A 24,430-nucleotide genomic window follows, 5' to 3' on the forward strand; every position below is an offset into this window, starting at 1 on the left:
TATGATATTTTTATTTGTCAAAAGAAGTCCTTGTCATTTTACCCCATCCTTTTTTATCTCTTTTAATGAAATAGGAATAATTTCCCAATAGTGAAAAATACACATTCATGGGGTGATAAATGAGTATTTCGGCCATGGCGATAAAAAACACAGAGAACAAAAATTTGTAACCTTTGTAACGGTTGAAGATACGTGTTTCATAATAAACCGCAAAAGAAGAAAAGAACAATGAAAATGAAAAAACGAATATAAGAAGAATTATGAACACAGGAACATTGATTGAGGCAAAAACAACCATAAAGAGGAAGTACAACAGACCCAGCGTTTCAATAATGGGAGCCAGCCATTCGAAAAACACCCAGTAGGGGAAGCTTAACAATCCCATTTTCCCATACCGCGGATTGAAGAAAAGATTTTTATGTTTCAGCACAGTGTCGATGGAGCCTCTTGTCCAACGGTTTCGCTGATTGCGCAGTGTTTTCAGTTTCGATGGTACTTCGGTCCAGCAGAGCGGATCGGGAATGAAGGCTACTTTGTATTTTTGTTTTGCTACCCGGTGCATGTATTTCCGCATTCTAACCACCAGTTCAAAATCCTCACCTACAGTCGTAACGTCGTAGCCTCCGGCCGCAATGGCAATTCTTCGGTCGAACAAACCAAAAGCACCGGAAATAATAAGCAATCCATTTATCCGGCTCCAGGCCATGCGACCAAGGGTAAATGCCCTGAAATATTCCAATACCTGAAATTTCGCCCAGAAGTTTTTCGGATAATTTACTTGTACAATCCGCCCTTCTTTGATTTCGCACGAATTTGCAACCCGCACAACTCCGCCTGCCGCAATCACTTTTTTGTCACTTTCTTCAATAAATGGTTTCACCATGCGCAAAACAGCATCATGCTCAACGATGCAATCCACATCTAAAGCCAGAAACAAATCGGATCTTGAAACATTGATGCCGGCATTCAATGCATCCGCCTTGCCTCCGTTTTCCTTATCTACAAATATCAGATTTGAATAGGCGGTGTTGGTCGATTTGTAAATGCTTCGGATCCGGGCTGTTTCGAAGGACAGATTGCTCGCATAATCAACTTCTGTCAGACTGTAATGTTCAATCACTTTCCGCAGACTGTCATCAGTGCTGCCATCATTGATCACAATGACTTCAAGCTTTGGATAATCGAGTGAAAGAAGGCTTCTGATGTTTTCTATTATTGATTTTTCTTCGTTGTAGGCTGGCGCTATGATGGAGATTGACGGGAGCTCCTTGAACTCCTTCATAGAACTAAATCTGAAGTGCTTCGACCGCCTGATGTAGAACGACAGATCGACCGACGACAGAATGGAAATGAATATATAGCTCAGAAAAAGAAATGAGCCATAAATCAGGAAAAACGAGTTTAATATGTCGTAGAAAATATTCATGATTTGCTGAAATTAATTAATGAACACACACGACACTTCTTTGTATGCCAGTGCCAGTTCATCATCTGTTACACCATCAAATTTTGCAAGTAGATTAATGTCACTCTTAAACAAAATCTTTAAAGTTTCAATCTTCACCAGAAGTGGTTGACTGTAGATGACAGAACTTAGAAAATCAGAAATCCTGTTATTCGTAATAATCTCTGATTTTTGCAGAATGATCAATCTGATTTCTTCAGTTTCTTTTTCAAATCTTTCAATGATCAGATCAGCAACTTCATTGATCGAAACAACTGAAAGCAAGGCGTCCCACCCAAGTTTTCTGATTACCGGATCGGAGTTGTCAATAAATCCGGCGATCAGGGCTGTATTCTCAGTATTGCTTGAATAGCGGTATTTTGCAAGTATAAGCCCCAGTTTGTTTTTATTGATATTGTCCGATGACAACAGGGCTTTGTAATCAATGTTGACTTTCTGATTTTTCAGAACCGAATTTACAATAACATTGATATCGAGCATTGAGAGCTCAAACTTTTCACCAATGAAATTCAATAGGTATTCATCGTTTTTCATCAGTCGTATCAGTGCGGCATATGCTTCGGTTCTCAATGCCACATTTTTGCTGCGGGCAAGTTTCATAATCTGCTTATCATTGCTGTTGATCCTCAGGTATGAAATTATTTTGACAGCGAGAATTTTGTCATCAAATTCGCCCTGATAAAGAAACGACTCAATTTTTTTTTGCAACTGCAATCTGTTGATCAGATGCAATAATCCGACGCTTAAGTCCATCGCAAGTGTTTCCTGAATTTTGAGATGCGCTTCTATAAACGATGTCAACTGAGACCTATTTTTCAGATATGGTTTTATCTTGCGGAACAGTCGCCGCCTGCGGGCTTCGGTGTTGAAATAATCCGACAGGAAATAATTTGTCAGGATGTAAGAAAAGAACGCATAATATCGTTCCCTCTGTGCATTTTCACGCTCACGCTTAATAGTGAAATACAAACTGCGAGCGATAAAAATAAAAATAAACGAAACTGACACAAAAATAAAACAGAAAACGAAATATATCCAATCAGGAAATTGTTGAATGAACTGATAAAAGGGATTTGTGAAGTGTATTTCTGAAAACGTTGTTTCAGGCTTGTTGAAGATGTAAAACAAGGCAACAAACAGCGCAATTACAATCACCCAGAATAGAACATTCAGTGCGGTTCGCGTATATTTCATGGTATTTGCTAAAAACATATCAGAATTTGTGTTTGAACAAAATTTCGATTGTGTATCTGTTTCTGAAACTTCCGGCAGTGTATTCCTCAGAGGCATAGGCTGCTGAAAGTCTCAGTTCATTGAATCTGACTAGTGCAATATTCTTTTCAAGTTTAATACGATAGTTTTTCAGAAGCAGATTTTCCGCCGGATTTGACAGCGAATAGCGCTCGTCGGGTGAGTTTCCATATATAAGCTCAAGACCCCAGAAGCTGGTGGAATTTCTGGCGTAATATCGTGTATTTAAAACGGCTGTGAGCGCATTTTTTGAATTCTGAACTACATAGTATGGACGCAGCGAAAACCACCAGTTTCTGTAGTACTTGCCGATGTGTCCGGTAGCAATAACCACATTATTGTTGCCTGTATTGAGAAAACGTCCGCCAAGACTAAATTCCATGTTTTTAAACGCAGGCAGGTAATACTCCACTCCAGCTCTGTGCTCAGGGAAAAGTTTGTTATAAATACCGGCTCCATAGTTCAGATATAGATAATGGCCGTTACTGAACGACTGATAAAGGTCTGCTTCGATCTGCAGGTCATTACTATTGAACCGGTTTGCGAAATTTAATCTGGGAATCAGTGTGGTTTTTTTTATTCTGAATGCGTAATCTGCATATAAAAGATGTTGCGTATCGGTGTTGTTTTCATCGAAAAGATCGATGGAGTAGAACAGAGACAAAGTGTTGGCACGGCTGAGCGTTTGCATTTCGTTGTACAGTTGCTTCAATGCTGTCGAATCAAGCAGGTTTGTATTGTTTTCAATCAATTCAATGCCCGCATCATATTCTCCAAGAAATTTATAAGCCAGCGACTGTTTCAGAACAAGATTGTATTGATTGCTGTAATTGTTCTGCATTGCAATTTCAGAAACTTCGAGCAGCCTCTTGTAGTCTTTGGACCAAAGCAGAATGTTCAGCCATGAATCATACAGTTCATCATTTTCAGGATTGATGGAATAGGCTTTGTCAATAAAGCGGATGGCATTCTCATAACTCCCTTTCCAGGCATATACATTGGCTTCGAATACCATTACATCGTAGCGCCCGGGATGAATTTTCAGTACCGTTTCTGCTTTTTCAATTGCAGCATCGTACTTGCCTGCACGCGAATCAAGGATGGCCTCTTCGAACAGGGAATCCGTGTTCACCTGAGCAGTGAGCAGAATTGTGATGGAAATAGATATTAAGAACAGGACAGATCGTTTCATGCTTTTTCGTTCTTTAGTGGTAGCAGTTCCTGAAAAGTTTTCACTACGGAATCAGGATTGAATGGTTTTTTGATAAAATAATTGGCTCCTGTCATAAGGGCCTTTCTTTCGCCTTCATATTCGGATACTCCGCAATATATGAAAGGACATGAAATCTTTCTTTTCAGCCTTAAGACCGAAATAAGTTCATAACTCGAAGTGCCGATAATCTCATCGTTCACAATTATCAGATCAACTTTGCCCTGTTCCGAAATCTTTCCGGCATCGGAAAAGGAAGTGTATATGATCAGCCTGGTGTCTGTTTCCGTTTTTTCAATAATTCGCTTGATGATCTGATTGAAAACCATATCGATTGAAAACAAAACAATCGTGTATTTCTTGTTGTCGTTCATTTTTTTAAGGAATTGTAATAATCAGCCAGTATTTTTTCCAGCATCGGGCGGTAGAATTTCCAGAAGAAACTGCTGCGTTCAAGCATTTCGGAAGGATAAAACAGAAAATCGAAATTCTGAACAAATCTGAAACCTGATGAAGAAATTGAAATCGGATTATCTGAAAAATCGCCTGCTAAGTAGTAATAAGGATAGTCTTTGTTCATCAGTACAGCCGGAAAGCTTTCAGGAATTTCCCATTGCTTCAGAACAGAAGCTCCTTTCTCATTTGTCTCGATTTTGTATTCTGAAACCATCTCGTTTGATTCACCCGTTCTGCATATGTCAAACCAGAAAGGATATTTAATTTCTCCGGCTACATTGTAATATTCGGCATACACAGAACCGGTAACAATATGCGGAACTTCGTTGGTCAGATGTGTTTCATTTTCAAGAATGACAATTCTGTCGTCATTGCGAACAAATGCAATCCCTGCTTTCTTAAACGGCCAATGGCCATTGTTCTGATCTTTATAATTCCGTATCAGCCAAAGTGGGATTTCCTTATTATTTGTTGTATCCAGATTGTCGAAATAGCGGCCGACCCAGCCGGTCCAGGTGATATCAAACTCTTCTTCATAGTCTTTTCTGATCTCGGGAGAAGTCGGCGAAGCAAATGTATTGAACTCATTAATAATCAGCTTCTTTTTATTTTTCATAATTCTGAGAAACTCCAGCTCGTTTTGTGACATGCCACCGTAAATCAGCTCAGATCTTTCGCCCATGCGGCCCGGCTTCATATGAGGTTTTGCCTGCGGGTATTCATTCAACCATTCAATCCTGTAAATTCCATACAGATCCGTGTAAAAGACCATATCATTCGCATCGGCCAGTTGCACCAGATACTCTCTGCTTTTTTCTTCCAGATCGTTTATTGTGTAGCCGCCGTTTCCGTCGGGGAAAAAGCCTATGTAATCCTTTTCCGGTTCATAAAAGGTATCATCTGGTTTCATGTATTTGTTTTGACGAAGCACCCAAAAGAAAGACATGTGTTCCTGATATTTCCTGTTCAGTACGGTCTTATCCAGAATGACAACCTTTAATGTTTTCCGGGGAGAAAAGTACCATGACAGAAACATGAATGCAGGTATTGCAATCAGCAAAACCAGAAATGTCAGAATTATTATTCTTATGTGAACTTTTTTCATTGCGTAAAGATATTATCTGCCGCATGTGTTTTTTTTCATTTCATGATATTTTGTAGGGTGATAATTATCATGTTTTCCGTCATCTGGTTACATTTGGATGGGCGACTTGTTTTGTGTCAATGTGATAGAAGTCATTGTCCTGCTGAGCCCCGCCGCAGTTATGCTGAGTCCCGCTGTCATCCTGAGACATCCAGCAAAACGCGTTTTGCAACCAGAAATAAAAAATGACAATGGGGCAAACATAATATTCCATCGTCCAATGGCGACGAAGGAGGCAGAGGATATGGAATCGTTATGTTTGCGGCAAAACCGACGATTCCATATTCTGCGATTCTCTCCGAACGATGGAATATCGGTTTTGCTGATTTGTTTGACTTTTAGTGGTATAAGATAGTGTGTCATTAGCAGCGGAGTCGAAGGATCGACAGTCGAATTTACTCCGTCGAAATGTCGATAGCAGGATAAACTCCGGCCGGGAACTAAGCCCTTGTTTTTCGTTGATTTTTGGCACGACCTTGAATTCACTTGAAAAATTTCCTATTTTCGCATATCAATCCTTCCCGATGAAACAGATTATTTTTTTAGTTGCACTGATCTTTTCAATCACTGTATCTGCCCAGCAGAGCGCCAATGATTTCTACGATGCCGGCACCGCAAAGCTAAACGCAAAAGATTACGCCGGTGCAATTCCTATGTTCACAAAATGCATTGAAATTAGCCCTTATTACTACGAGGCATATGTCGATCGCGGACGCTGTCAGTTTGCGCTTGGGAAGAAGGATCTGGCGCTGGCCGATTACAATCTGGCGCTGACAAAAAAGAAGGATTTCTACTTTGCATTTTACTACAGAGCGCTCTGGTACAAGGATGCAAAGCAAATGAAAGAAGCGCTGGCCGATATAACTCAGGCAGTGAACATTCGTCCGAAAGCAGCGGACCCCTACATCCTGCGCGCAGCCTGGTATGCAGAGCAGAACAACAACGATGCAGCACTCGCCGATTACAACAAAATTCTTGAAATCCGGCCCGATGACCCGGCTACATTGGTGTCGCGCGGAAAAATTTATTTCAATAAAGATATGCAGGAGCAGGCCTTTAATGATTTCTCGAAAGTAATTGACAAGAATAAAACATTTGGCGAAGCCTACTACTGGCGAGGTATTTTGCTGGAAAAACTGGAACGGTATCCGGTCGCCATTGAAGATTATACAGCAGCCATTGCAACTAAATTTTCGAATGAAGACATTTATCGACGCCGCTATAAATTGTGCATGGATGCTAAGCAATTTGAGACCGCAATTTCAGATCTCACGATTTTATTGACAACTTTTGCACCGAAAGATGCCTTGTTGTGGAACGCGCGTGGTCTCTGTTATGCGGCCACCAATCAGCACGAGCTTGCGATTGCAGATTACAACAAAGCGGTTCTGAACAACAGAGATTTCGAAGATGCTTATATCAACCGCGCCGACAGTAAAGTGGCAACAAATAAAGAAGCTTCGGCGCTCACTGATTACAATAAAATAATTCTCATCAACCCGAAAAACGGCTATGCATGGGAAGGCCGCGGCATCTATTATTTTAAAAAGAAAAATTACACAGCTGCGCTCGAAGACCTTGACAAAGCGGTAAAATTCAGTCCTGAATCTGGCAGAGCCTATTTTTATCGCGGTGTTTTGAAAGATCAGGCAGGAGATAAAAAAGGAACCTGCGAAGATTTGCAAAAAGCAGTTGACCTGAAATACGAAGGTGCTGCAGAAGCAAAGAAGCGCGCCTGCGGCGATGATAAGGGATCGTTTTAATGTGCTAGTTTGCTGATTTGCTAATGTGCTGATTTGCTAATGTGCTGATATATTGATGTGCTAATTTGAAAATGTCAGTTGCTTAATTTTGTCTTTATACTTTTATCTTTTATCTTGCGAAGATATGCGACTTCGTCGATGTGTTGCTTAGCCTATTTAAGAATATGAATAAGGTTTTACAATTCGAAATCTCTAAACACTTTTTGAAATATACCATTCAAGAAGTGCGGCTGTTTGTTTGTGGGGCTATCTAATGTTTATTCACGCATTTACATTTTTTGTGATAATTATAAAATTTCTTCAATAATTGTTTTGGCATTTGAATATTATTACTTTGCAATCCAAATTTGATTTTCTCTTTATTGATTTTTGATGAAAAAGCAAAAAAATTGGAATTGATATCACCATCATGTTCTATCAATAAATCATAAATTAAAGTTTTAGAATTGCAATCAAAGTCAAATTGATTAATGGCTATTTCTTTAATTTTTTGATTTGATGATGTTTTAAAATAGATTTTCATGTTTTTTATGTCATAAACAATTGACCATTCTGCACTTAATGCAACACTATCAAGAATTTCAAACGAATAATCAATTATTGAGCTGTTATTTTCAATGCCATAATTATTTATCATACGTGCTGCGGTTGTGAATCTGCAATCAATATTTCTTCGGTATTTCGATAATGACGTGTTATATGAATCATTTTCCAAAACAGTAGTCGGCAAATTGCCGCTTTTATAAACGATCATTGAATTATTTTGAAATTCGATGACTGCTGAATTTCCTGAACCATCACAAATCAGAAAATGCAATTCTTCTTCGATGGAACTTATTCTTAAGAATTTATTACTATTTATTACATCATCAATCGTTTCAGAATTATCTAATTGATATTGAATCCATTGAAATTCATTTATAGCGTTTCTATTATCAAAGTTTTCATATTCTGCACTTGCAAGCATTATTTCAATGACTAAACCTTTTTCATTAATTCCACCAAAAGGAAATTCTTTGCCAAATTGATTAAATGTAATACTTCCATATTTTGAAGTCCATTCAATCGGGGTTTCAGGTGGAAAAACCAATGACGTTTTTTTTATATTTCGTTTATTTACGACAATAATTCCGTTTTCTGAAAACCAATCCAGATTTCGCCCAAAAACCAGTTCATTTGCCGTTTTTATTATAAATGTTGTGCATGTAAATCCACTTAATGAATTTATTATTAGCAAAACTAGAATAATTATTTTTTTAATCATGAATCATTTTTTTACATATAACGTCTTAGCATTGTATCCATCATTTTGTAACAAAAATACAGCTTTTTATAAAATCATTATAAGGAAACTCTTTTTTTACCGCTGACTATTCTCACTGATCATCAACTCAACACTTGCCAAAAGCTAACAACTAGTTTGGAATTATTTTGTAACGATTGTAACGTATGTAACGCGTAACGAAAGATCAAACTCACGACTGATCACTTTTAAAATCCGTTCAGCGTCATAGTCACTGTCGGAATCAGCAGCAGAAAGCCGAGAATAATAAGCATTAAAATGAATTTCCAGGCCCATTTAAACCAGCGTTCATACGGAATTTTTGCCATGCTGAGAACGCCAAGCAAAACGCCAGACACAGGTGTAATCATATTTGTAATGCCGTCGCCGAGCTGAAATGCAATTACAGAGGCCTGACGTGAAATTCCGATAAGATCGGAAAATGGCGCCATCAGCGGCATAGTGAGCGCAGCCTTGGCCGAGCCCGATGGCATAATGAGATTTATAGCGGTTTGAACTACATACATGCCACTGACCGCAGAATATTTATTGTGCGAAAACAGCGAGGAGAGCGAGTTTAGAAGCGTATCAACAATGCCTCCTTCCTGCAGAATAATAATAATGCCGCCTGCAAGACCAACAATCAGTGCAGCAGAGAAAATATCTTTGGCACCATCGAGAAAATGTTTGGTGAATTCATTGGGTCGGTAATTAGCCGCAATGCCGCCCATGAGGCCCATTCCAAAGAACAGCGCGGCAATTTCGCGAATGTACCAGTGAAAACCAAGTACGCCGATAACGAGCGAAATTATTGTAAAAAGCATAATGTGCAAAATATACAACTGCACGCTTTTGCGCAACAGAAGCCATATTCCGGGAATAACAAACAGAAATGTAAGGACTGGCAACGCCGGAATTGTTACAGCAAAGGATCCAACCGTGATATCTGTATAAGGATATTCCGTCCAGAAAGCAATCAGCGACAACAGAATAATTCCAAAGGAAACCCATGCTGAAATACCCGCCTTTGTTTCAATCGGATGTTCATTGCTAGTTGCCTGATCGCGCCAGTACTGATCGGTTTCGTACACAACAGAGCGTTGCGGATTTTTATATACTTTGTTGGCATAAATCAGGATGTAGGTAATTCCGAAAATATTCAAAACAACCCACATAAAAAGTCTGTATTCAAGACCGCTGAACAGCGGAATCTGTGCAATGCCCTGTGCAATTCCGATGGTGAAGGGATTGAACATGGCACCTGCAAAACCCAGTGCTGCTCCCACAAAACACATACTTACGCCAACAATACTGTCGTAGCCCATTTTGATGGCAAGTGGAACAAATATTATTACGAATGCGATTGTTTCTTCACTCATTCCGAATACAGCACCGAATATTGAAAACATGAGCATAATGAGTGTGATGAGAATATTCCGGATGCCGATTTTTCGGAACAGTTTGTATTTTTCAAGTCGTTCAGCACGACTCAGAAATTTGATGATACCAATGTCGAGCGCTTTTGAAGAATTAATGATCCAGAAAGAAGCACCAATCACCAGAATAAAAACTATGATATCTGCTTTATCTACAAAGCCATCATATATTGAAGAAAGAATTTCCCAGCTTTGCGGATTGGTCTCGGTTTCGTGATAAGAGCCTTGTACAACGACATCGCGCTCCACGCCATTCACCATAATTTTTTCGCGCTCGAAAGCGCCACCCGGAACAAACCATGTGGCTGCTGCTGCGATAAGGATTATCGTAAAAACAATGACGTATGTACTCGGTATCTGTCGTTTCTTTTTCAGCTGGTCACTCATATGCGCTTGGTATTTCGTTGCGAAGATAATTATTTTGCGATGTTTTAGAAAAGAAAATCTTTTGTCATTCTGAATCTGGCTCACAGAGCAGATTGATGAGCAGAACCATTTTCCCTCCTGAGGAAAACGAAAAATTTCAAACTGGCTATAAGTGTGTGATTCAACATGGTTATAGCCAAAGTAAGAGAAACTTGCGTAGAAACGTGTTTACAAAGACTTTCAATCAAGCGAAAATTACTATTTTTGAAACATGAAATCTTTCACTGATATTATTTGCATTGAGCTTGGACTAAAGCCAACGCAGGTTGCCAATACAATCAAGCTTCTTGAAGAAGGAGCTACTGTGCCTTTCATTGCCCGATACCGTAAAGAAATGACCGGAACGCTGGATGAGGTTCAGATTATGGCGATAAAAACGCGCCTGCATCAATTGACTGAGCTTGAGAAAAGGAAATCAGCTGTGTTGGAAAGCATTAATGAGCAAGGAAAACTGACTCCTGAGTTGGAAACGAAAATCAAGAATGCTTCTACAATGCCTGAGGTAGAGGACCTTTATCTGCCATACAAACCCAAGCGCAAAACGCGCGCTACCATGGCCATCGCAAAAGGTTTGGAGCCGCTTGCCAAGCGGATTTTCAATCAGCATCCGTTTGATTTACTTGAAGCAGCACGTCATTTTATCAGTGAGGAAAAGGGCGTAACAAGCGAAGAGGAAGCCATTGCTGGTGCCCGCGATATCATTGCCGAATGGATCAGCGAAGATGCACGGGTACGTTCTGACTTGCGTGCATTGTTTATCCGAGAAGGTGTTATTTATTCAAAAGTGGTGAAGGGAAAAGAAGCCGACGGTGCCAAATTTGAAAATTATTTTTCTATTTCTGAGCCACTGGCCAAAGCGCCTTCACATCGAATTCTGGCTGTTTTTCGTGGCGAAAACGAAGGATTCCTGCGCGTTTCGGTCGAGCCCGAAACTGATAAAGCAGTTGATTTGATTGACCGGCGCATCGTTTCAGCAAACAATGCCATTGCCGAAGAAGTACAGAAAGCAGTTGACGACAGCTATAAAAGATTGTTGCAGCCATCGCTTGAAACAGAAGTGCGTAAATTTTATAAAGAGAAAGCCGATAAGGAAGCCATTATTGTTTTCGCCGACAATCTGCGGCAGTTGCTGCTTGCATCGCCTCTCGGACAGAAGACCGTTTTGGCCATCGATCCCGGATTCCGGACTGGTTGCAAAGTGGTTGTGCTCGATCCGCAAGGAAATCTGATGCACAACGAAACCATTTATCCACATCCGCCCGAAAACAAAGTGAAGGAGGCGTTGAATAAAATTGATCATTTGGTTGAAGCGTACAAGGTCGAAGCTATTGCCATTGGAAACGGCACTGCTGGCCGCGAAACGGAAACATTTATCAAACGTATTCAATTCAGTCGTCCCGTAATTGCGCTGGCAGTCAACGAATCCGGTGCTTCGATATATTCTGCGAGCGATGTTGCCCGTGAAGAATTTCCGGATTATGACATCACGGTGCGTGGTGCTGTTTCTATCGGACGTCGGCTCATGGACCCACTTGCGGAGCTGGTGAAGATTGATGCGAAAAGCATCGGAGTAGGGCAGTATCAGCACGATGTCGATCAGAACATGCTCAGGGAGAAGCTGGATGAAACAGTGATGAGTGCGGTTAATAATGTTGGTGTTGAACTTAATACTGCCAGCAAGCAGCTCCTGACCTACGTTTCGGGCATAGGCCCCGCCATGGCACAAAACATTGTTGAGCATCGTAAAGAAAAGGGAGTGTTCAAAACGAGAAAAGATTTGTTGAAAGTAAAGCGTTTTGGCGACAAAGCATTCGAACAGGCCGCTGGTTTTCTTCGCATTAAAGATGCATCAAATCCGCTTGACGCCTCGGCTGTGCACCCTGAGAGTTATGGCATTGTTGAAAAAATGGCGAAAGATCTCAATTGTACAGTTGCTGATTTGATTCATAATAAAGAGCTCCGTGCTCAGATAAAGCCACAAAATTATATTACTGAGAAATTCGGATTGCCAACTATTAACGATATTCTGAAAGAGCTGGAGAAGCCTGGCCGCGACCCGCGCGAAAAATTCGAGTTGTTTGAATTCGATCAGAATGTACACAATATCGATGATCTGATTCCCGGGATGGAGCTGCCCGGAATTGTAACCAACATTACCAAATTCGGCGCTTTTGTCGATATTGGTGTCCATCAGGACGGGCTTGTACACATCAGTCAGATTGCAGACCGCTTTATTGCTGATCCTTCCGAAGTATTGAAGCTGAATCAAAAAGTGAAAGTACGAGTGCTCGAAGTTGATAAAGCACGTAAGAGAATTAATCTGAGTATGCGGGGCGTATAAAACTGCAAATATGAAAACAGAAGAGATTCATGATTTATTCAATCGTTTCGAAGCTGCAGCCATCGACTTGAATGGTGTTGAATGTTGGAGTGCCAGAGAATGTAATTTGTCACTTAGAAATAGTAGCATAACAATCATAAAATTGCAAATTACAGAAAAATCACGATCTCTGAAAAATGCGTTCCAGACTGCCCCAGACCATTTTCCTGACGTCAGTAATATGGTCGTACGTGGCTCTGGAAGCGTTGTTGAAATTTGGAAAATCTATATAATCCGCTGTGAAAGCTGTTTTATTGCAACTTGTTGATACCATTATTTGGCTAAAAAGACAATTAGTAAAAATGAGAGAAATACTAAGATGAAAAAAAATAAACTCAGCAGTAGCACTGACCTTCTAGAGTCAATTATTTCATTGATTGAAAAAGCGAGAAAGCATGTTGCATTGTCAGTTAACAGTGAATTAGTACTTCTTTATTGGAAAATCGGCAAATCAATTAATGACGATTTCACAAAAATGGGAAAAGCAGATTATGGGAAGAAACAAATTGAAAAGCTATCAACGGAATTATCAATACTATATGGAAGTGGATTCAAAAAGCGAAACCTTCAGAGTTTTGTAAAATTCAATGCCGTTTTTCCTGATTTTGAGATTTTGCACGCACTGAGTGCAAAATTGTCATGGACGCATTTCAGACATATTATATACATTGAAGATGAAATAAAAAGGGAATTTTACATCCAATTATGCATCTATGAGCGCTGGAGTGTACGAACTTTGCAGGAGAGAATCGACAGTATGCTATTTGAGCGGACGGCAATCAGCAAGAAGCCGGAAAAGACAATTTCCGAAGATTTATTAAACCTGAAGGATGCCGAAAAAATGTCTCCGAACCTTGTTTTTCGCGATCCGTATGTGCTTGATTTTCTCGGATTGCACGACAGTTACAGTGAAAAAGATCTTGAGTCTGCTATTCTTGCCAATCTGCAGAATTTCCTCATTGAAATGGGAAGCGATTTTGCATTTATCGCCAGACAAAAACGCATTATAATTGATAATGAAGATTTTTATATTGATTTGCTTTTTTTTCATCGGGGACTGAAACGCCTTGTAGCAATCGACCTGAAACTAGATAAATTTAAAGCAGCATATAAAGGTCAGATGGAACTGTATTTAAGATGGCTTGAGCACAACGAACAAAAAGAAGGTGAAAATACGCCCATTGGGTTGATTCTTTGTAGCGAAAAGTCGAGAGAACAAATAAGTTATCTGATGCTGGATAACAATGAACAAATTAAAGTTGCAGAATACCTGACAGTTTTACCAGATAAAAAGACTCTGGAACGTAAGCTTAATCAGGCAATAGAAATTGCAAAAAACGCCCTTGGATCGGACGAAAAAGAAAAATGAAACAAAATTGCATGAAACCCATTTTAATAATATCACTGTTTTTTTTGTTTGCATTTCATGTTGATGCGCAAACCAAAACCTTCACTATTCCTTATGAATCGAAGGGGTATAATGTGACTATGACCTACAATGACATTATTCATTATTGTCGTTTGACGGATTCTTTGTACAACGAAGTTGTTTTTAAAAGCTTCGGCAAATCGGCTCAGGGTGATGATTTGCCGTACCTGATAATCGATGACGGATCAAAGACTGCGGATAAAATCACGCTGTGGATTCAGGCTGGAATCCATCCCGGAGAGCCGGAAGGCGTTGAAGCCGGATTTCTTTTTTTGCGCGATCTGATGACAAAACCGGAGCTAAAACCAGCGCTGCGAAATGTATGTGTGATTTTCATTCCTTGTTTTAACGTGGATGGACTCAAGCGTTTCGGACCATATAATCGCATCAATCAGAACGGGCCGGAGCAGATGGGCTGGCGCACAACTGCGCAGAATCTGAATCTGAACCGTGATTTTATGAAAGCAGATGCGCCCGAAATGCAATCGTGGTTGAAGCTGTACAATGAGATCAATCCCGATTTTATGATCGATTGCCATACCACGGATGGTGCGGATTATCAATACGCACTCACTTACGGTATGGATGCTTTCCAAACCTTGAATCCCGTAGTTGCTGCATGGTGCAATCGAAAGTACATCCCTTATGTTACAGAAAAAATGGAGCGTGATGGCATGCCGATATTTCCATATGTGGCATTTCGCCAATGGCACAATCCGCGCAGTGGTCTGCTAACCTACGGATCGCGTCCTATGCTGTCGCACGGTTATACAATTCTGACCGATCGCCCTTGTTTGCTCATTGAGACGCATATGCTGAAACCGTACAAATCGCGCGTTGAATCTACGTTGCAAATGATTCATCACACCTTGGAATTTTTGTCAGGGAATCGGGAGAGCTATAAATCAATGCTACGGGGAGCTGATCAGGAGCGCATTTCGGATGAATTTATTCATTCACCTTTTTCCATCGGCCTTGAAACAAGCATGAAAGACAGCACCATTATTGACTTTCTCGGGATGGAGTTCGACACCATTCCAAGCAGCATCACTGGCGGGATTTACTACAAATACGACAACACAAAACCAGTGACCTGGAAAATTCCGTTGTTCGATCATGTGTATGTGAGCGACAGCATAGATCTTCCTATGGCTTATGTTATCCCAGTTGAATGGGTCGAGGTGATAGATCGCTTAAAACTGCATGGAATCAGTATGATCAGTGTTTCTGAAAGTTCTGAAATTACCGTCACGGCATCGAAACTATCAGCAGTGAAATTCCCGCATACGAGTTACGAAGGGCGTTTCAGACCTGAATATATCATTAATGAATTTGATACCGCAGTCAGTATTCATAAGGGATCAGCATTGGTTCTTGTGAAACAGCCAAAGATAAAAGTGTTGGTTTGGTTGCTCGATGCCGCATCGGAGGATAGTTTTCTGAAATGGGGATTTTTCAACGCCATCTTTGAACAAAAGGAATATGGCGAAATGTATGTGCTCGAACCGATGGCCGAAAAAATGTTTGCTGTAAATCCGGCGCTGAAAGCCGAGTTTGATGCATTGAAAAATAGTGACCCTGCATTCGCTTCCAATCAGTGGTTGCAGATGAACTGGGTGTACAATCACACACAATATCGCGATCTTCAATACTGCGTTTATCCGGTAATGAAAATCAACAGTCAATCAGAATTGAAAAAATTATTACCTGAAAAATAGTCATGAAAGTTGTCACTTATAACCTCAACGGAATCCGCGCGGCCATCGGAAAAGGCTTTATAGAATGGCTTGAAAAGAGCAATGCTGATGTAGTATGTCTGCAGGAACTCAAGGCTCAACATGATCAGATTCCATCAATGGAATTTGAAGCCATCGGCTATAAAACATTTTTTCACAGTGCTCAGAAGAAGGGCTACAGCGGTGTTGGCATTCTCACAAAAATCCAACCCGATCTCGTAAAGGTCGGTATGGGCATTCCGGAATATGACTACGAAGGTCGTTTTATTCGTGCCGATTACGGCGACCTGAGCATTGTTTCGGCCTATCATCCTTCCGGCACTTCGGGCGATGAACGTCAGGCATTCAAAATGATCTGGCTCGATAAATATTTACATTATGTGCAGGAATTGCGCAAAGAGCGGCCCAATTTGCTTTTGTGCGGTGATTACAATATTGCGCATGAGCGAATTGACATTCATGATCCGGTAGGAAATGCAAAAAGTTCCGGCTTCCTGCCCGAAGAGCGTGAATGGATGACGAAATTTTTGAGTCACGATTACATCGATACTTTCCGGCATTTCAACAAAGAGCCGCACAACTACACCTGGTGGAGCTTTCGTGCCAATGCCCGCGCTAATAACAAAGGATGGAGAATCGATTATATTATGGCCACAGAATCGCTCCGTTCAAAACTTAAAGGCGCGGAAATATGGCCTACTGCGCTGCACAGCGATCATTGTCCTTCGGTGCTGGATATTGATGTGTAAAAACCTATTCAACCAGCACCCATTTTTTCAGAAAAGTTTTTTCGTTGCTGCGCAGAATGATAAAATAAACACCGCTCTGCAGGCCGTAATCAGACGCGTCGAAATAATGTATCTGCCGGCCGGTTGTTGTAAAACCTTCAAGCAGTTTTGTAATGACGTTGCCTGTTATATCGAGCAACTCCACGCTGAAAGGCGTAACGCTGTGCATCTTGAACGCCAGGCAGAATGAGCCCTCGGAAGGATTTGGAAATATTTCAATATCGGAATCAGGAACTGAAAATGTTTCTTCAATGCTTAAAGCAGTATCCACAATAGCGGTCAATATACTAAGCTGTCCGCTCTCAAGCCGTGTCCAGATGGGGCGTACAACATTATTGTGTGCTGTAATATTGGTGTAATCGCCAAAGAAAACAGATGAAGTTGGTGTAAACGGCGAATCACTTACTTTGAAATTTTCAAATGTTTGTCCACCATCTTTAGAACAGGCCATAAATACATCGGTGCGGTTATCCGTATAATTTCTGCGATCATACCAAATGAACCAAAGATATCCGGTCACCTGATCGATGGTCACCCAGGTGAAAAACTGCTGAGTTGCTGTAGTGTCATTATTTACACGCAAAGGAGTAGTCCAGGTATCACCACCATCGGTGCTTTTTACAAGCCATACATCAGTGTTGCTACTTCCATTTGTCTGATCGCTCCAATTGATATAAATTGTGCCCCGATATGGCCCCTGACTGGTATCACAAACTGTGACAGGTAGCCCGTTGGCGCGCTGAATACCGGGAACCATATAATCCCAGCCGCCACCCATCGGCGCAGCAAAAATATCTTCATCCAGCCAGGTGGCACCGCCATCAGAGCTGCGGTCGAACACAAGACCTTCAGGTCCGGCCCATGAAACATACACTTCGCCGTTTGGCCCGACTGCCGGAACGGCTCCTTCTACTGTATTATCAGAATCAATGCAGTCTCCGGCGACTTTGTTAATCCGTATCGCCGAATCCCAGGTCTGTCCGCCATCGGTCGATTTTGAAAATAAAATAGTGGTGCTGTCTGTTGAAAGTCCGCTGCCGTATTCATCAAACTGTGTCCAGGTCATGTAAATGGTATTTGTTTTACGGTCAACAACCGCCCATTGTTTGTCCTGTGCTTTTGTACCGTTTAGTCCGGCATATGTTCCGTCATTCCAGCTTCCATTTAAAGAATCCAGTTTTTGACATACGATTCGGTCAATCCAGTTACCACTGGCCGGGTTTGATAAATGAAAGAAATAAAATGCTCCTGCGGTGTCGCAAATGACAACGGGATCGCCCCAGACGCCATGACTTGAGGTGAGGATTCCGTGCGTCCATGTAATGCCTCCGTCCTGACTGATGTAATAATTGTCTAGATTGGCTCCGGCAACCAGTTCCTGTGTGTTTTTTGGATTGATAATAATGGTGGGCTCTTCCGGCGCATTCGTTGCCCCCACAACAATATTGACATGCTGTGATAAAAGGGGAAGCGGCAGAACCACCAGGGCAAACAACAGGATCGCAAATTGTTTTTTCATGACTGCGGATGATTTAAAGAAATTGCAATGTAAATGTAGTTAAAACCCTGATAGCATCAAATTCGTCAAAGATCCTTTTAAATCAGTTTGCGGTTTTTATCATTCAAGGAATTTCTTTTATCCGCTGTATGACTTGATTTGACGGTTTTGGAGAAACGGGTCTATAGATGTTATTTGTTTGAATATTACTACTTTGCAACGATTTGTCATTTGTTTTGTCTAAAGCTGAGAATAAATAAATTTGCATCAAATACCAACCCATGAAAATTGTATTTCTACTTTTTTCCTCCATACTGTCTGTTGCTGCTTTTGCCCAACAGGTTACTCAGTCCGAGGCTTTGAATCTTGCGCAGAAATTTATGTCTGCGAAAGCAAACAAAAGCATTCAGCTCAAAACGGTTTCATACGAAACAAAAGGCATCAGTCATATGTATTTTTTTACTGATGAAGCGAATACTTCTTTTGTTGTTATTGCGGGCGAAAAAATCACTTCGCCTGTGATAGCCTATTCCACCGAATCAGGTCTGGATGAGGTTCTGCCAGCACCTGTGGCTGATTATTTCCTGGGCACTGAAGCCAAGTTGGTTCAGGCAAAAAACAACGCTTATGTTCCGGATAAATCGGTTGAAGAAGAATGGGAATCCATTGCTGCCAACGGAAAACTTCCTGTTTATCTTAAATCGGCGGTTACGCCTTTGCTTTCTACAACCTGGAATCAGGACTGCTACTACAATGACAGTGTCCCTGAGCATGCCAGTGGCCCCTGCGGTCATTGCTATGCCGGATGCGTGGCCACGGCCATGGGGCAGGTGCTTAAGTATCACAATTATCCATCCGTGGGTGTTGGTTATAATGTTTATGGAACAGGCGCATATTCACATATCAGAGCTGATTTCGATCAGGCATCCTACAATTGGGCTGCAATGCCAAATTCCATAAATACTTACAACGAGCCTGTTGCCCAGTTGCTTTTTCATCTTGGGGTTTCTGTCAATATGGGTTACGCTTTTGATGGCTCGGGCGCAAATTCTTCCGATGCAGCTGCAGCTATGAGAGATCATTTTTCCTACTCGGATTATTTATTTTATGCAGAAAAAGATATGTTTCCCGAATCAATCTGGTTACAGGTAGTTGTCAATGACCTTAAAAGCCGCAGACCGATTTATTACAGTGGTTATGGAACAGGCGGCGGACATGCTTTTGTTTGTGACGGAATTGACAACAGCAATAAAATGCATATAAATTGGGGCTGGGGCGGTTCTGCCAATGGGTATTTTACCTTTTCAAATCTTGGAGGTTTTACAGATGGGCAAGGTGCCATTTTCGGTGTTGAACCCGAAACAGGCGATATTGAATACTGTGTGCCATCAGCTGTTTATACTGCAGCTACCGATACCATTGAAGATGGAAGCGGTGTCAATCGTTATGGCAATAACACCAATTGTTCATGGACCATTCAACCTCCCGGAGCAGGGCTGATTTATATTCACTTCACAAAGCTTGCACTTGATCAGGATATGGATGTCGCTTATGTTTACAATGGAACTTCTACAGCTGATCCACTTGTAAAATCTGTTACCGGATTTGATTTGCCACAAGAGATACTGGTTTGGGGTCCTTCAGCTTATGTTGTTTTTCAGTCCGATGCCATGCTGCGTGCCGATGGATTTGAATTCTATTATACTTCAAGCCTGGTGGGTATTGAAGATGCCTGGAATGAGGGTAAAATCACTGTTTTCCCGAATCCTGCCGACGATCGCATGAATATCGAAATTGATCCATTGATTCTGCCGGCCATTGAGCGTATTGAATTGATTTCCCTCAACGGACAAATTGTTACGGTTGTTGAAAATCCTGTTCAGTCGCAATGTATCGAAGTTGGTGCCCTCAATGCTGGAACCTATGGTTTGCGATTTACAGGCGCTGGAGATTCATTTTTCTCTTTTGTAGAAATTCAGTAATAAGATCTTTTTTTCGGTCGCAATACGGTCATGACTGTGTTGCGACCGTTGTTTTTTATCATGTTTACATTAAAGTTTGTTTTAGCTGGATTGAAAAAAGATTGCTATTTTTGCATAGTTATTTAAATCAAGTCTAAATAATGACTCTCAATGATCTAAATCCCGGTCAAACCGGATTTGTTGTTAAAGTGCGCGGCAGCGGCGCCTTCCGCAAGCGTGTGATTGAGATGGGCTTTACGGCAGGTCGCAGAGTGGAAGTTGTCCGCAAAGCTCCGCTGCAGGATCCGGTTGAATATCGTTTGATGGATTATGAAATCAGCCTCCGGCGAAGTGAAGCGCGTTCGATTGAAGTTGTTACTGAGGAAATATTACACGCTGAAATTGATTCCATTGAAAGTGGCTTCAACATTAAGGAAAAAATAACGCTGGATGTTCTGGAACACAAAGCCATTCAGCGTTCAAAAGAAATTGATATCGCCATTGTTGGCAACCCGAATTGTGGAAAAACGACATTATTCAATTTTGCTTCGGGTTCGACCGAGCATGTTGGTAATTACAGCGGTGTCACGGTGGAAGCCAAAACCGGGTCATTTCGTTTTAAAGATTATAAAATAAACCTGATCGACCTGCCGGGCACATACTCGCTTTCTGCCTACAGTCCTGAAGAACTTTTTGTTCGCAAGCAGCTGATATCTTCTCCGCCTGATTTCATTATAAATGTCATTGACGCATCCAACCTCGAGCGAAATCTGTTTCTTACAACCCAGTTAATTGAGCTTGACATTCCCGTTGTGGTGGCTCTGAATATGCATGATGAATTGCTGGCAAAAGGCGATTTATTCGATTACAAACAGTTGGGCGAAATGCTGGGAATTCAGTTCCAGCCTACCGTTGGACACAGAAACAAAGGTGTCAATGAGCTGCTATCGAAAGTGGTAGAATTGTACGAGAATCAAAATATATCAGTTCGTAAAGCTGAGATTCGATTTGTAATGGAGATTGAAAATGCCATCGATGCTATCTCTGAGCAGATGGCCGAGAGTCATTTTTTGAAAGAGGTAATTTCTTCGAGGTTCTATGCAATCAAACTACTTGAAAAAGATAAAGAGGCTTTGGCCGCTGCATCGCGCACTGGTTTCGAGCAAGTGATGGAAGTTGCACAACGCGAATCGGATAATATCGCAGCCATTTATCACACCGATACAGAGTCGCTGATAGCCGATGCACGTTATGGTTTTATTGCAGGTGCGCTGAAAGAGACCTACCGGCCTGGTATAAGAAAGGAATCATTTACATCGGTAACGCAACGGATCGACCGCATTCTGACTCATCGTTTCTTTGGTTTTCCGATATTTCTTTTTTTCATCTGGCTCATGTTTTTCTCCACTTTCTTTGTCGGGTCCTTTCCGATGCACTGGATGGAGCTTGGGGTTGGCTGGATTGGTCATCAGATCTCCGCTGTGATTCAGGATGGCTGGTTCAAGGATTTACTGGTTGATGGAATCATTGGAGGCGTTGGCGGTGTTCTTGTATTTCTTCCAAACATTCTCATTCTTTTTCTTTTTATTGCCATCATGGAAGACACCGGCTACATGGCTCGTATCGCCTTTCTGATGGACAAAGTTATGCATCGAATTGGTCTTCATGGCAAGTCCTTTATTCCTATGATCATGGGCTTTGGATGCAATGTGCCGGCCATTATGGCAACCCGCACGCTTGAAAATCCGACCGACCGGTTGCTGACTATTCTCATCAATCCTTTTATGTCGTGCAGTGCGCGGCTTCCTGTGTATATCCTCGTTATCGGCGCATTGTTTCCGCGCAACGAAGTTGCTATTTTATTTCTTGTTTATTCAATCGGTGTCTTGTTCGCGGTTTTGTTTTCATTGCTTTTCAAGAAAACAATTTTCCGAAAAACCGAAGCGCCCTTTGTGATGGAGCTGCCTCCATATCGCATGCCTACTCATCATGCCATTTTCCGGCATATGTGGTTTCGAGCGTCGCAATATTTGAAAAAAATGGGAGGAATTATTCTATTTGCTTCTGTGCTTATCTGGGCGTTGGGTTATTTCCCAAGAAATCAGGAGGTGCCGGTCGAATTAAAAACTGAGCTCGAAATGGTCTCCAGCCAATTGGCCAGTACCGACGAAATTCAATTGAATAAAGCAACAATTTTGGTTGACAGCAATTCTCTGTTAATGCGTCAGTCACAGCTTGAACAGCAGATTGAATACGAGCGGCAGCAAAACAGCTACATAGGTCGTATTGGAAAGTTTATTCAGCCGGTTATGGAACCACTTGGTTTCGACTGGCGTTTGTCGGTGAGTCTTGTTGCCGGAATCGCAGCTAAGGAAGTGGTTGTTTCTACCATGTCTGTTTTATTTGCCAGCGACCATAAAATGGAAGATGGTGGTCGCATTGCGGCAATTAAACAGCCTGCCGGGAAGTCGCTTGGCGAGCATCTTACAGCTGATGTGAACGGAGGACCCGTTCTCAATCCGGTTACCGGATTTGCATTTCTGATGTTTGTGCTGTTGTATTTCCCTTGTGTCGCAGTGGTTGCGGCCATCCGCAAGGAAACCGGCGGTTGGAAATGGGCGCTGTTTACCGTAGGTTATACTACAGCTGTAGCCTGGCTGGTAGCTTTTGCGGTTGTGCAGATTGGATGCTTATTTTATTAATTAACGAAAAATACATGGTATTTGGCGATTAAATGATTAGATTTGTGTAAAATTCAAAATCATGAAATTCGTCATCGCATTTGTTATTCTGGTGTTTTCATATTCGGTTACTTTTGCTGATTCTCCGCTGACTTCCACCCAATTCTACAAGGCCTACGAAGGTTCTCCAAAGGTGCAGGAAGCGCTGAAATGCAACGGCGTTCTTTCCGAAGATTTGATGAAATTTCTGAATTCGAAAAAAAACAGCATCGCTTTGAAAATGGCTGTCATCAACGCTATCGGCTGGAATTTCGATGGTCTTGACAATTACACCAGCTACAATAATTTTCTTGGAAAGAAAAAAGGCAAGGGATCACTTAAGGCTGATAATCTGCTATGTCTTGCTTATTTGAAAGCAATGGGTGGTTATTTCGATTGCGCCGATGCCCTCAGAATGGCCGACGAAGCGCTGGCGTTGAATCCGCAATCCTATACTTTCAATATTATCCATGGCCTCATAAAAGCGCAGGTATTGTTCGATGTGAGCTGGTGCGAATTGTGGAATGCAACGGATATTGTGCGCAACAATACCAGTCTCAATAGAGACATGAATGCGGAAGCCATCCGGATTATTTTTGAATACATGGATCTTTATGAAAATGAATGTGAGTGATTAACTATCTAAATTATAAATGCTATGGAAGAAAAAGTAAATTCAATGCCGCGTATCGGCGAAAGAGCGCCTGAGTTCAAGGCCGTAACAACACAAGGTGAAATAAATTTTCCGGCTGACTACAAAGGAAGCTGGGTGATACTTTTTAGTCATCCTGCAGACTTTACACCGGTGTGTACTTCGGAATTCATGACTTTTGCAAGCATGGAAAAGCAGTTCAACGAAGCCAATTGCAAACTGGTTGGACTTTCGGTTGACGGCTTGTACAGCCACATTGCATGGTTGCGTACCATCAAGGAAAAAATTGAGTACAAAGGGATGAAGAATGTGGAAGTTACTTTCCCGCTCATCGAAGATATTACCATGGAAGTAGCTCTGAAGTATGGAATGATGATGCCCGGCGAAAGCAATACCAAAGCGGTTCGCGCGGTATTTGTGATTGACCCGAAAGGATTTATCCGCACCATCATTTATTATCCGCTAAGTCTCGGACGTAATTTTGATGAGCTTTATCGTGTTGTGTTGGCGCTGCAGACTGCCGATGAGTTTGGCATTGCTACTCCCGCCGACTGGCGTCCTGGCGATGACGTTATTGTTCCAACGGCCGGTTCATGCGGTGTTGCAAAAGAACGCATGGAAAACAAAGATGCTGACACGCATTGCTACGATTGGTTTTTCTGCACAAAAAAACTTGACAAAGACACTGTGCTGAAGAAAATTCTAAAGAAGTAATTTAAGTATACATGGCACGGATTGCAAATCATGAGTGTTCGAAACACTGAAAACGATTAAATCATTTTTTGGATTTTTAATTTCAGACAGTTATCAACAAAATATGTTAATAATTCTGT

The 24,430-nt window shown here is 41.4% G+C and carries 18 protein-coding genes; 10 read left to right on the forward strand and 8 right to left on the reverse strand.

Going from position 1 to position 24,430, the window contains the following annotated elements; all coding sequences use genetic code 11:
* Nucleotides 1–10: 10 nt before the first annotated feature.
* Genes A2W93_10870 through A2W93_10890 form a run of 5 tightly spaced genes read right to left on the reverse strand, consistent with a single transcriptional unit; the run spans nucleotide 11 to nucleotide 5,487 of the window.
* On the reverse strand, nucleotides 11–1,426 hold the full coding sequence (locus A2W93_10870; GenBank protein ID OFY56416.1) for a glycosyl transferase family 2: 1,416 nt from the start codon (nucleotides 1,424–1,426) through the stop codon (nucleotides 11–13).
* 12 nt (nucleotides 1,427–1,438) lie between these two features.
* A complete protein-coding gene (locus A2W93_10875) occupies nucleotides 1,439–2,677 on the reverse strand; it encodes a hypothetical protein (protein OFY56417.1) in 1,239 nt (412 codons plus the stop codon).
* A 1-nt stretch (nucleotide 2,678) separates the two neighbouring features.
* Nucleotides 2,679–3,908 (reverse strand): hypothetical protein, encoded by a 1,230-nt coding sequence (locus A2W93_10880; protein ID OFY56418.1) that lies wholly within the window; start codon nucleotides 3,906–3,908, stop codon nucleotides 2,679–2,681.
* Nucleotides 3,905–4,300, reverse strand: coding sequence for a hypothetical protein (locus A2W93_10885; GenBank protein ID OFY56419.1), 396 nt, complete (start codon nucleotides 4,298–4,300; stop codon nucleotides 3,905–3,907). Before A2W93_10885 ends, A2W93_10880 begins: the two co-directional genes overlap by 4 nt.
* Nucleotides 4,297–5,487 carry a hypothetical protein gene (locus A2W93_10890; GenBank protein ID OFY56420.1) on the reverse strand — a complete coding sequence of 397 codons (1,191 nt, stop codon included), beginning with the start codon at nucleotides 5,485–5,487 and terminating at the stop codon, nucleotides 4,297–4,299. Before A2W93_10890 ends, A2W93_10885 begins: the two co-directional genes overlap by 4 nt.
* 97 nt (nucleotides 5,488–5,584) lie before the next feature.
* Here A2W93_10890 and A2W93_10895 point away from each other — a divergent pair, with 97 nt between their 5' ends.
* Both A2W93_10895 and A2W93_10900 read left to right on the forward strand, forming a co-directional pair.
* Complete coding sequence (locus A2W93_10895; GenBank protein OFY56421.1) at nucleotides 5,585–5,881, forward strand: hypothetical protein; 297 nt, start codon at nucleotides 5,585–5,587, stop codon at nucleotides 5,879–5,881.
* Between the two features lie 121 nt (nucleotides 5,882–6,002).
* Nucleotides 6,003–7,289: a hypothetical protein gene (locus A2W93_10900; protein ID OFY56422.1), complete on the forward strand. Its 1,287-nt coding sequence runs from the start codon at nucleotides 6,003–6,005 to the stop codon at nucleotides 7,287–7,289.
* A gap of 250 nt (nucleotides 7,290–7,539) precedes the next feature.
* Here A2W93_10900 and A2W93_10905 read toward each other — a convergent pair whose 3' ends face one another.
* Together A2W93_10905 and A2W93_10910 are read right to left on the reverse strand one after the other, a co-directional pair.
* Entirely contained in the window at nucleotides 7,540–8,553 is a 1,014-nt protein-coding gene (locus A2W93_10905) for a hypothetical protein (GenBank protein OFY56423.1), read from the reverse strand.
* 227 nt (nucleotides 8,554–8,780) lie between these two features.
* Nucleotides 8,781–10,394 carry a short-chain fatty acid transporter gene (locus A2W93_10910; GenBank protein OFY56424.1) on the reverse strand — a complete coding sequence of 538 codons (1,614 nt, stop codon included), beginning with the start codon at nucleotides 10,392–10,394 and terminating at the stop codon, nucleotides 8,781–8,783.
* A gap of 250 nt (nucleotides 10,395–10,644) precedes the next feature.
* Here A2W93_10910 and A2W93_10915 point away from each other — a divergent pair, with 250 nt between their 5' ends.
* The 4 genes from A2W93_10915 (at nucleotide 10,645) to A2W93_10930 (ending at nucleotide 16,727) form a co-directional block, all read left to right on the forward strand.
* Nucleotides 10,645–12,774, forward strand: coding sequence for an RNA-binding transcriptional accessory protein (locus A2W93_10915; protein OFY56425.1), 2,130 nt, complete (start codon nucleotides 10,645–10,647; stop codon nucleotides 12,772–12,774).
* Between the two features lie 358 nt (nucleotides 12,775–13,132).
* Nucleotides 13,133–14,182, forward strand: coding sequence for a cytoplasmic protein (locus tag A2W93_10920; GenBank protein OFY56426.1), 1,050 nt, complete (start codon nucleotides 13,133–13,135; stop codon nucleotides 14,180–14,182).
* Nucleotides 14,179–15,960: a hypothetical protein gene (locus A2W93_10925; GenBank protein OFY56427.1), complete on the forward strand. Its 1,782-nt coding sequence runs from the start codon at nucleotides 14,179–14,181 to the stop codon at nucleotides 15,958–15,960. The genes A2W93_10920 and A2W93_10925 overlap by 4 nt, the downstream gene beginning before the upstream one ends.
* Nucleotides 15,961–15,962: 2 nt before the next feature.
* Complete coding sequence (locus tag A2W93_10930; protein ID OFY56428.1) at nucleotides 15,963–16,727, forward strand: exodeoxyribonuclease III; 765 nt, start codon at nucleotides 15,963–15,965, stop codon at nucleotides 16,725–16,727.
* Between the two features lie 4 nt (nucleotides 16,728–16,731).
* On the opposite strand, the gene A2W93_10935 is transcribed toward A2W93_10930, so the two are convergent.
* The gene (locus A2W93_10935) at nucleotides 16,732–18,285 is read right to left on the reverse strand and encodes a glycosyl hydrolase (protein ID OFY56429.1); all 1,554 of its coding nucleotides are present in this window, start codon (nucleotides 18,283–18,285) and stop codon (nucleotides 16,732–16,734) included.
* A gap of 260 nt (nucleotides 18,286–18,545) precedes the next feature.
* Here A2W93_10935 and A2W93_10940 point away from each other — a divergent pair, with 260 nt between their 5' ends.
* From A2W93_10940 to A2W93_10955, 4 genes are all read left to right on the forward strand, one after another.
* On the forward strand, nucleotides 18,546–20,246 hold the full coding sequence (locus A2W93_10940) for a hypothetical protein (protein OFY56430.1): 1,701 nt from the start codon (nucleotides 18,546–18,548) through the stop codon (nucleotides 20,244–20,246).
* A 140-nt stretch (nucleotides 20,247–20,386) separates the two neighbouring features.
* Complete coding sequence (locus A2W93_10945) at nucleotides 20,387–22,927, forward strand: ferrous iron transport protein B (GenBank protein OFY56431.1); 2,541 nt, start codon at nucleotides 20,387–20,389, stop codon at nucleotides 22,925–22,927.
* 61 nt (nucleotides 22,928–22,988) lie between these two features.
* On the forward strand, nucleotides 22,989–23,579 hold the full coding sequence (locus A2W93_10950) for a hypothetical protein (GenBank protein ID OFY56432.1): 591 nt from the start codon (nucleotides 22,989–22,991) through the stop codon (nucleotides 23,577–23,579).
* Nucleotides 23,580–23,603: 24 nt separating this feature from the next.
* Complete coding sequence (locus A2W93_10955) at nucleotides 23,604–24,311, forward strand: peroxiredoxin (protein OFY56433.1); 708 nt, start codon at nucleotides 23,604–23,606, stop codon at nucleotides 24,309–24,311.
* The last annotated feature ends 119 nt before the right edge of the window (nucleotides 24,312–24,430 follow it).

It is taken from the genome of Bacteroidetes bacterium GWF2_43_63 (genome assembly GCA_001769275.1).
Lineage (GTDB): Bacteria > Bacteroidota > Bacteroidia > Bacteroidales > DTU049 > GWF2-43-63.

Bases quoted from the DNA above. Each gene is read 5' to 3' on its own strand.
- A2W93_10870 (OFY56416.1), bottom strand. From the start codon at position 1,426: ATGAATATTTTCTACGACATATTAAACTCGTTTTTCCTGATTTATGGC.
- A2W93_10875 (OFY56417.1), bottom strand. From the start codon at position 2,677: ATGTTTTTAGCAAATACCATGAAATATACGCGAACCGCACTGAATGTT.
- A2W93_10880 (OFY56418.1), bottom strand. From the start codon at position 3,908: ATGAAACGATCTGTCCTGTTCTTAATATCTATTTCCATCACAATTCTG.
- A2W93_10885 (OFY56419.1), bottom strand. From the start codon at position 4,300: ATGAACGACAACAAGAAATACACGATTGTTTTGTTTTCAATCGATATG.
- A2W93_10890 (OFY56420.1), bottom strand. From the start codon at position 5,487: ATGAAAAAAGTTCACATAAGAATAATAATTCTGACATTTCTGGTTTTG.
- A2W93_10895 (OFY56421.1), top strand. From the start codon at position 5,585: ATGGGCGACTTGTTTTGTGTCAATGTGATAGAAGTCATTGTCCTGCTG.
- A2W93_10905 (OFY56423.1), bottom strand. From the start codon at position 8,553: ATGATTAAAAAAATAATTATTCTAGTTTTGCTAATAATAAATTCATTA.
- A2W93_10910 (OFY56424.1), bottom strand. From the start codon at position 10,394: ATGAGTGACCAGCTGAAAAAGAAACGACAGATACCGAGTACATACGTC.
- A2W93_10915 (OFY56425.1), top strand. From the start codon at position 10,645: ATGAAATCTTTCACTGATATTATTTGCATTGAGCTTGGACTAAAGCCA.
- A2W93_10920 (OFY56426.1), top strand. From the start codon at position 13,133: ATGAAAAAAAATAAACTCAGCAGTAGCACTGACCTTCTAGAGTCAATT.
- A2W93_10925 (OFY56427.1), top strand. From the start codon at position 14,179: ATGAAACAAAATTGCATGAAACCCATTTTAATAATATCACTGTTTTTT.
- A2W93_10930 (OFY56428.1), top strand. From the start codon at position 15,963: ATGAAAGTTGTCACTTATAACCTCAACGGAATCCGCGCGGCCATCGGA.
- A2W93_10935 (OFY56429.1), bottom strand. From the start codon at position 18,285: ATGAAAAAACAATTTGCGATCCTGTTGTTTGCCCTGGTGGTTCTGCCG.
- A2W93_10940 (OFY56430.1), top strand. From the start codon at position 18,546: ATGAAAATTGTATTTCTACTTTTTTCCTCCATACTGTCTGTTGCTGCT.
- A2W93_10945 (OFY56431.1), top strand. From the start codon at position 20,387: ATGACTCTCAATGATCTAAATCCCGGTCAAACCGGATTTGTTGTTAAA.
- A2W93_10950 (OFY56432.1), top strand. From the start codon at position 22,989: ATGAAATTCGTCATCGCATTTGTTATTCTGGTGTTTTCATATTCGGTT.
- A2W93_10955 (OFY56433.1), top strand. From the start codon at position 23,604: ATGGAAGAAAAAGTAAATTCAATGCCGCGTATCGGCGAAAGAGCGCCT.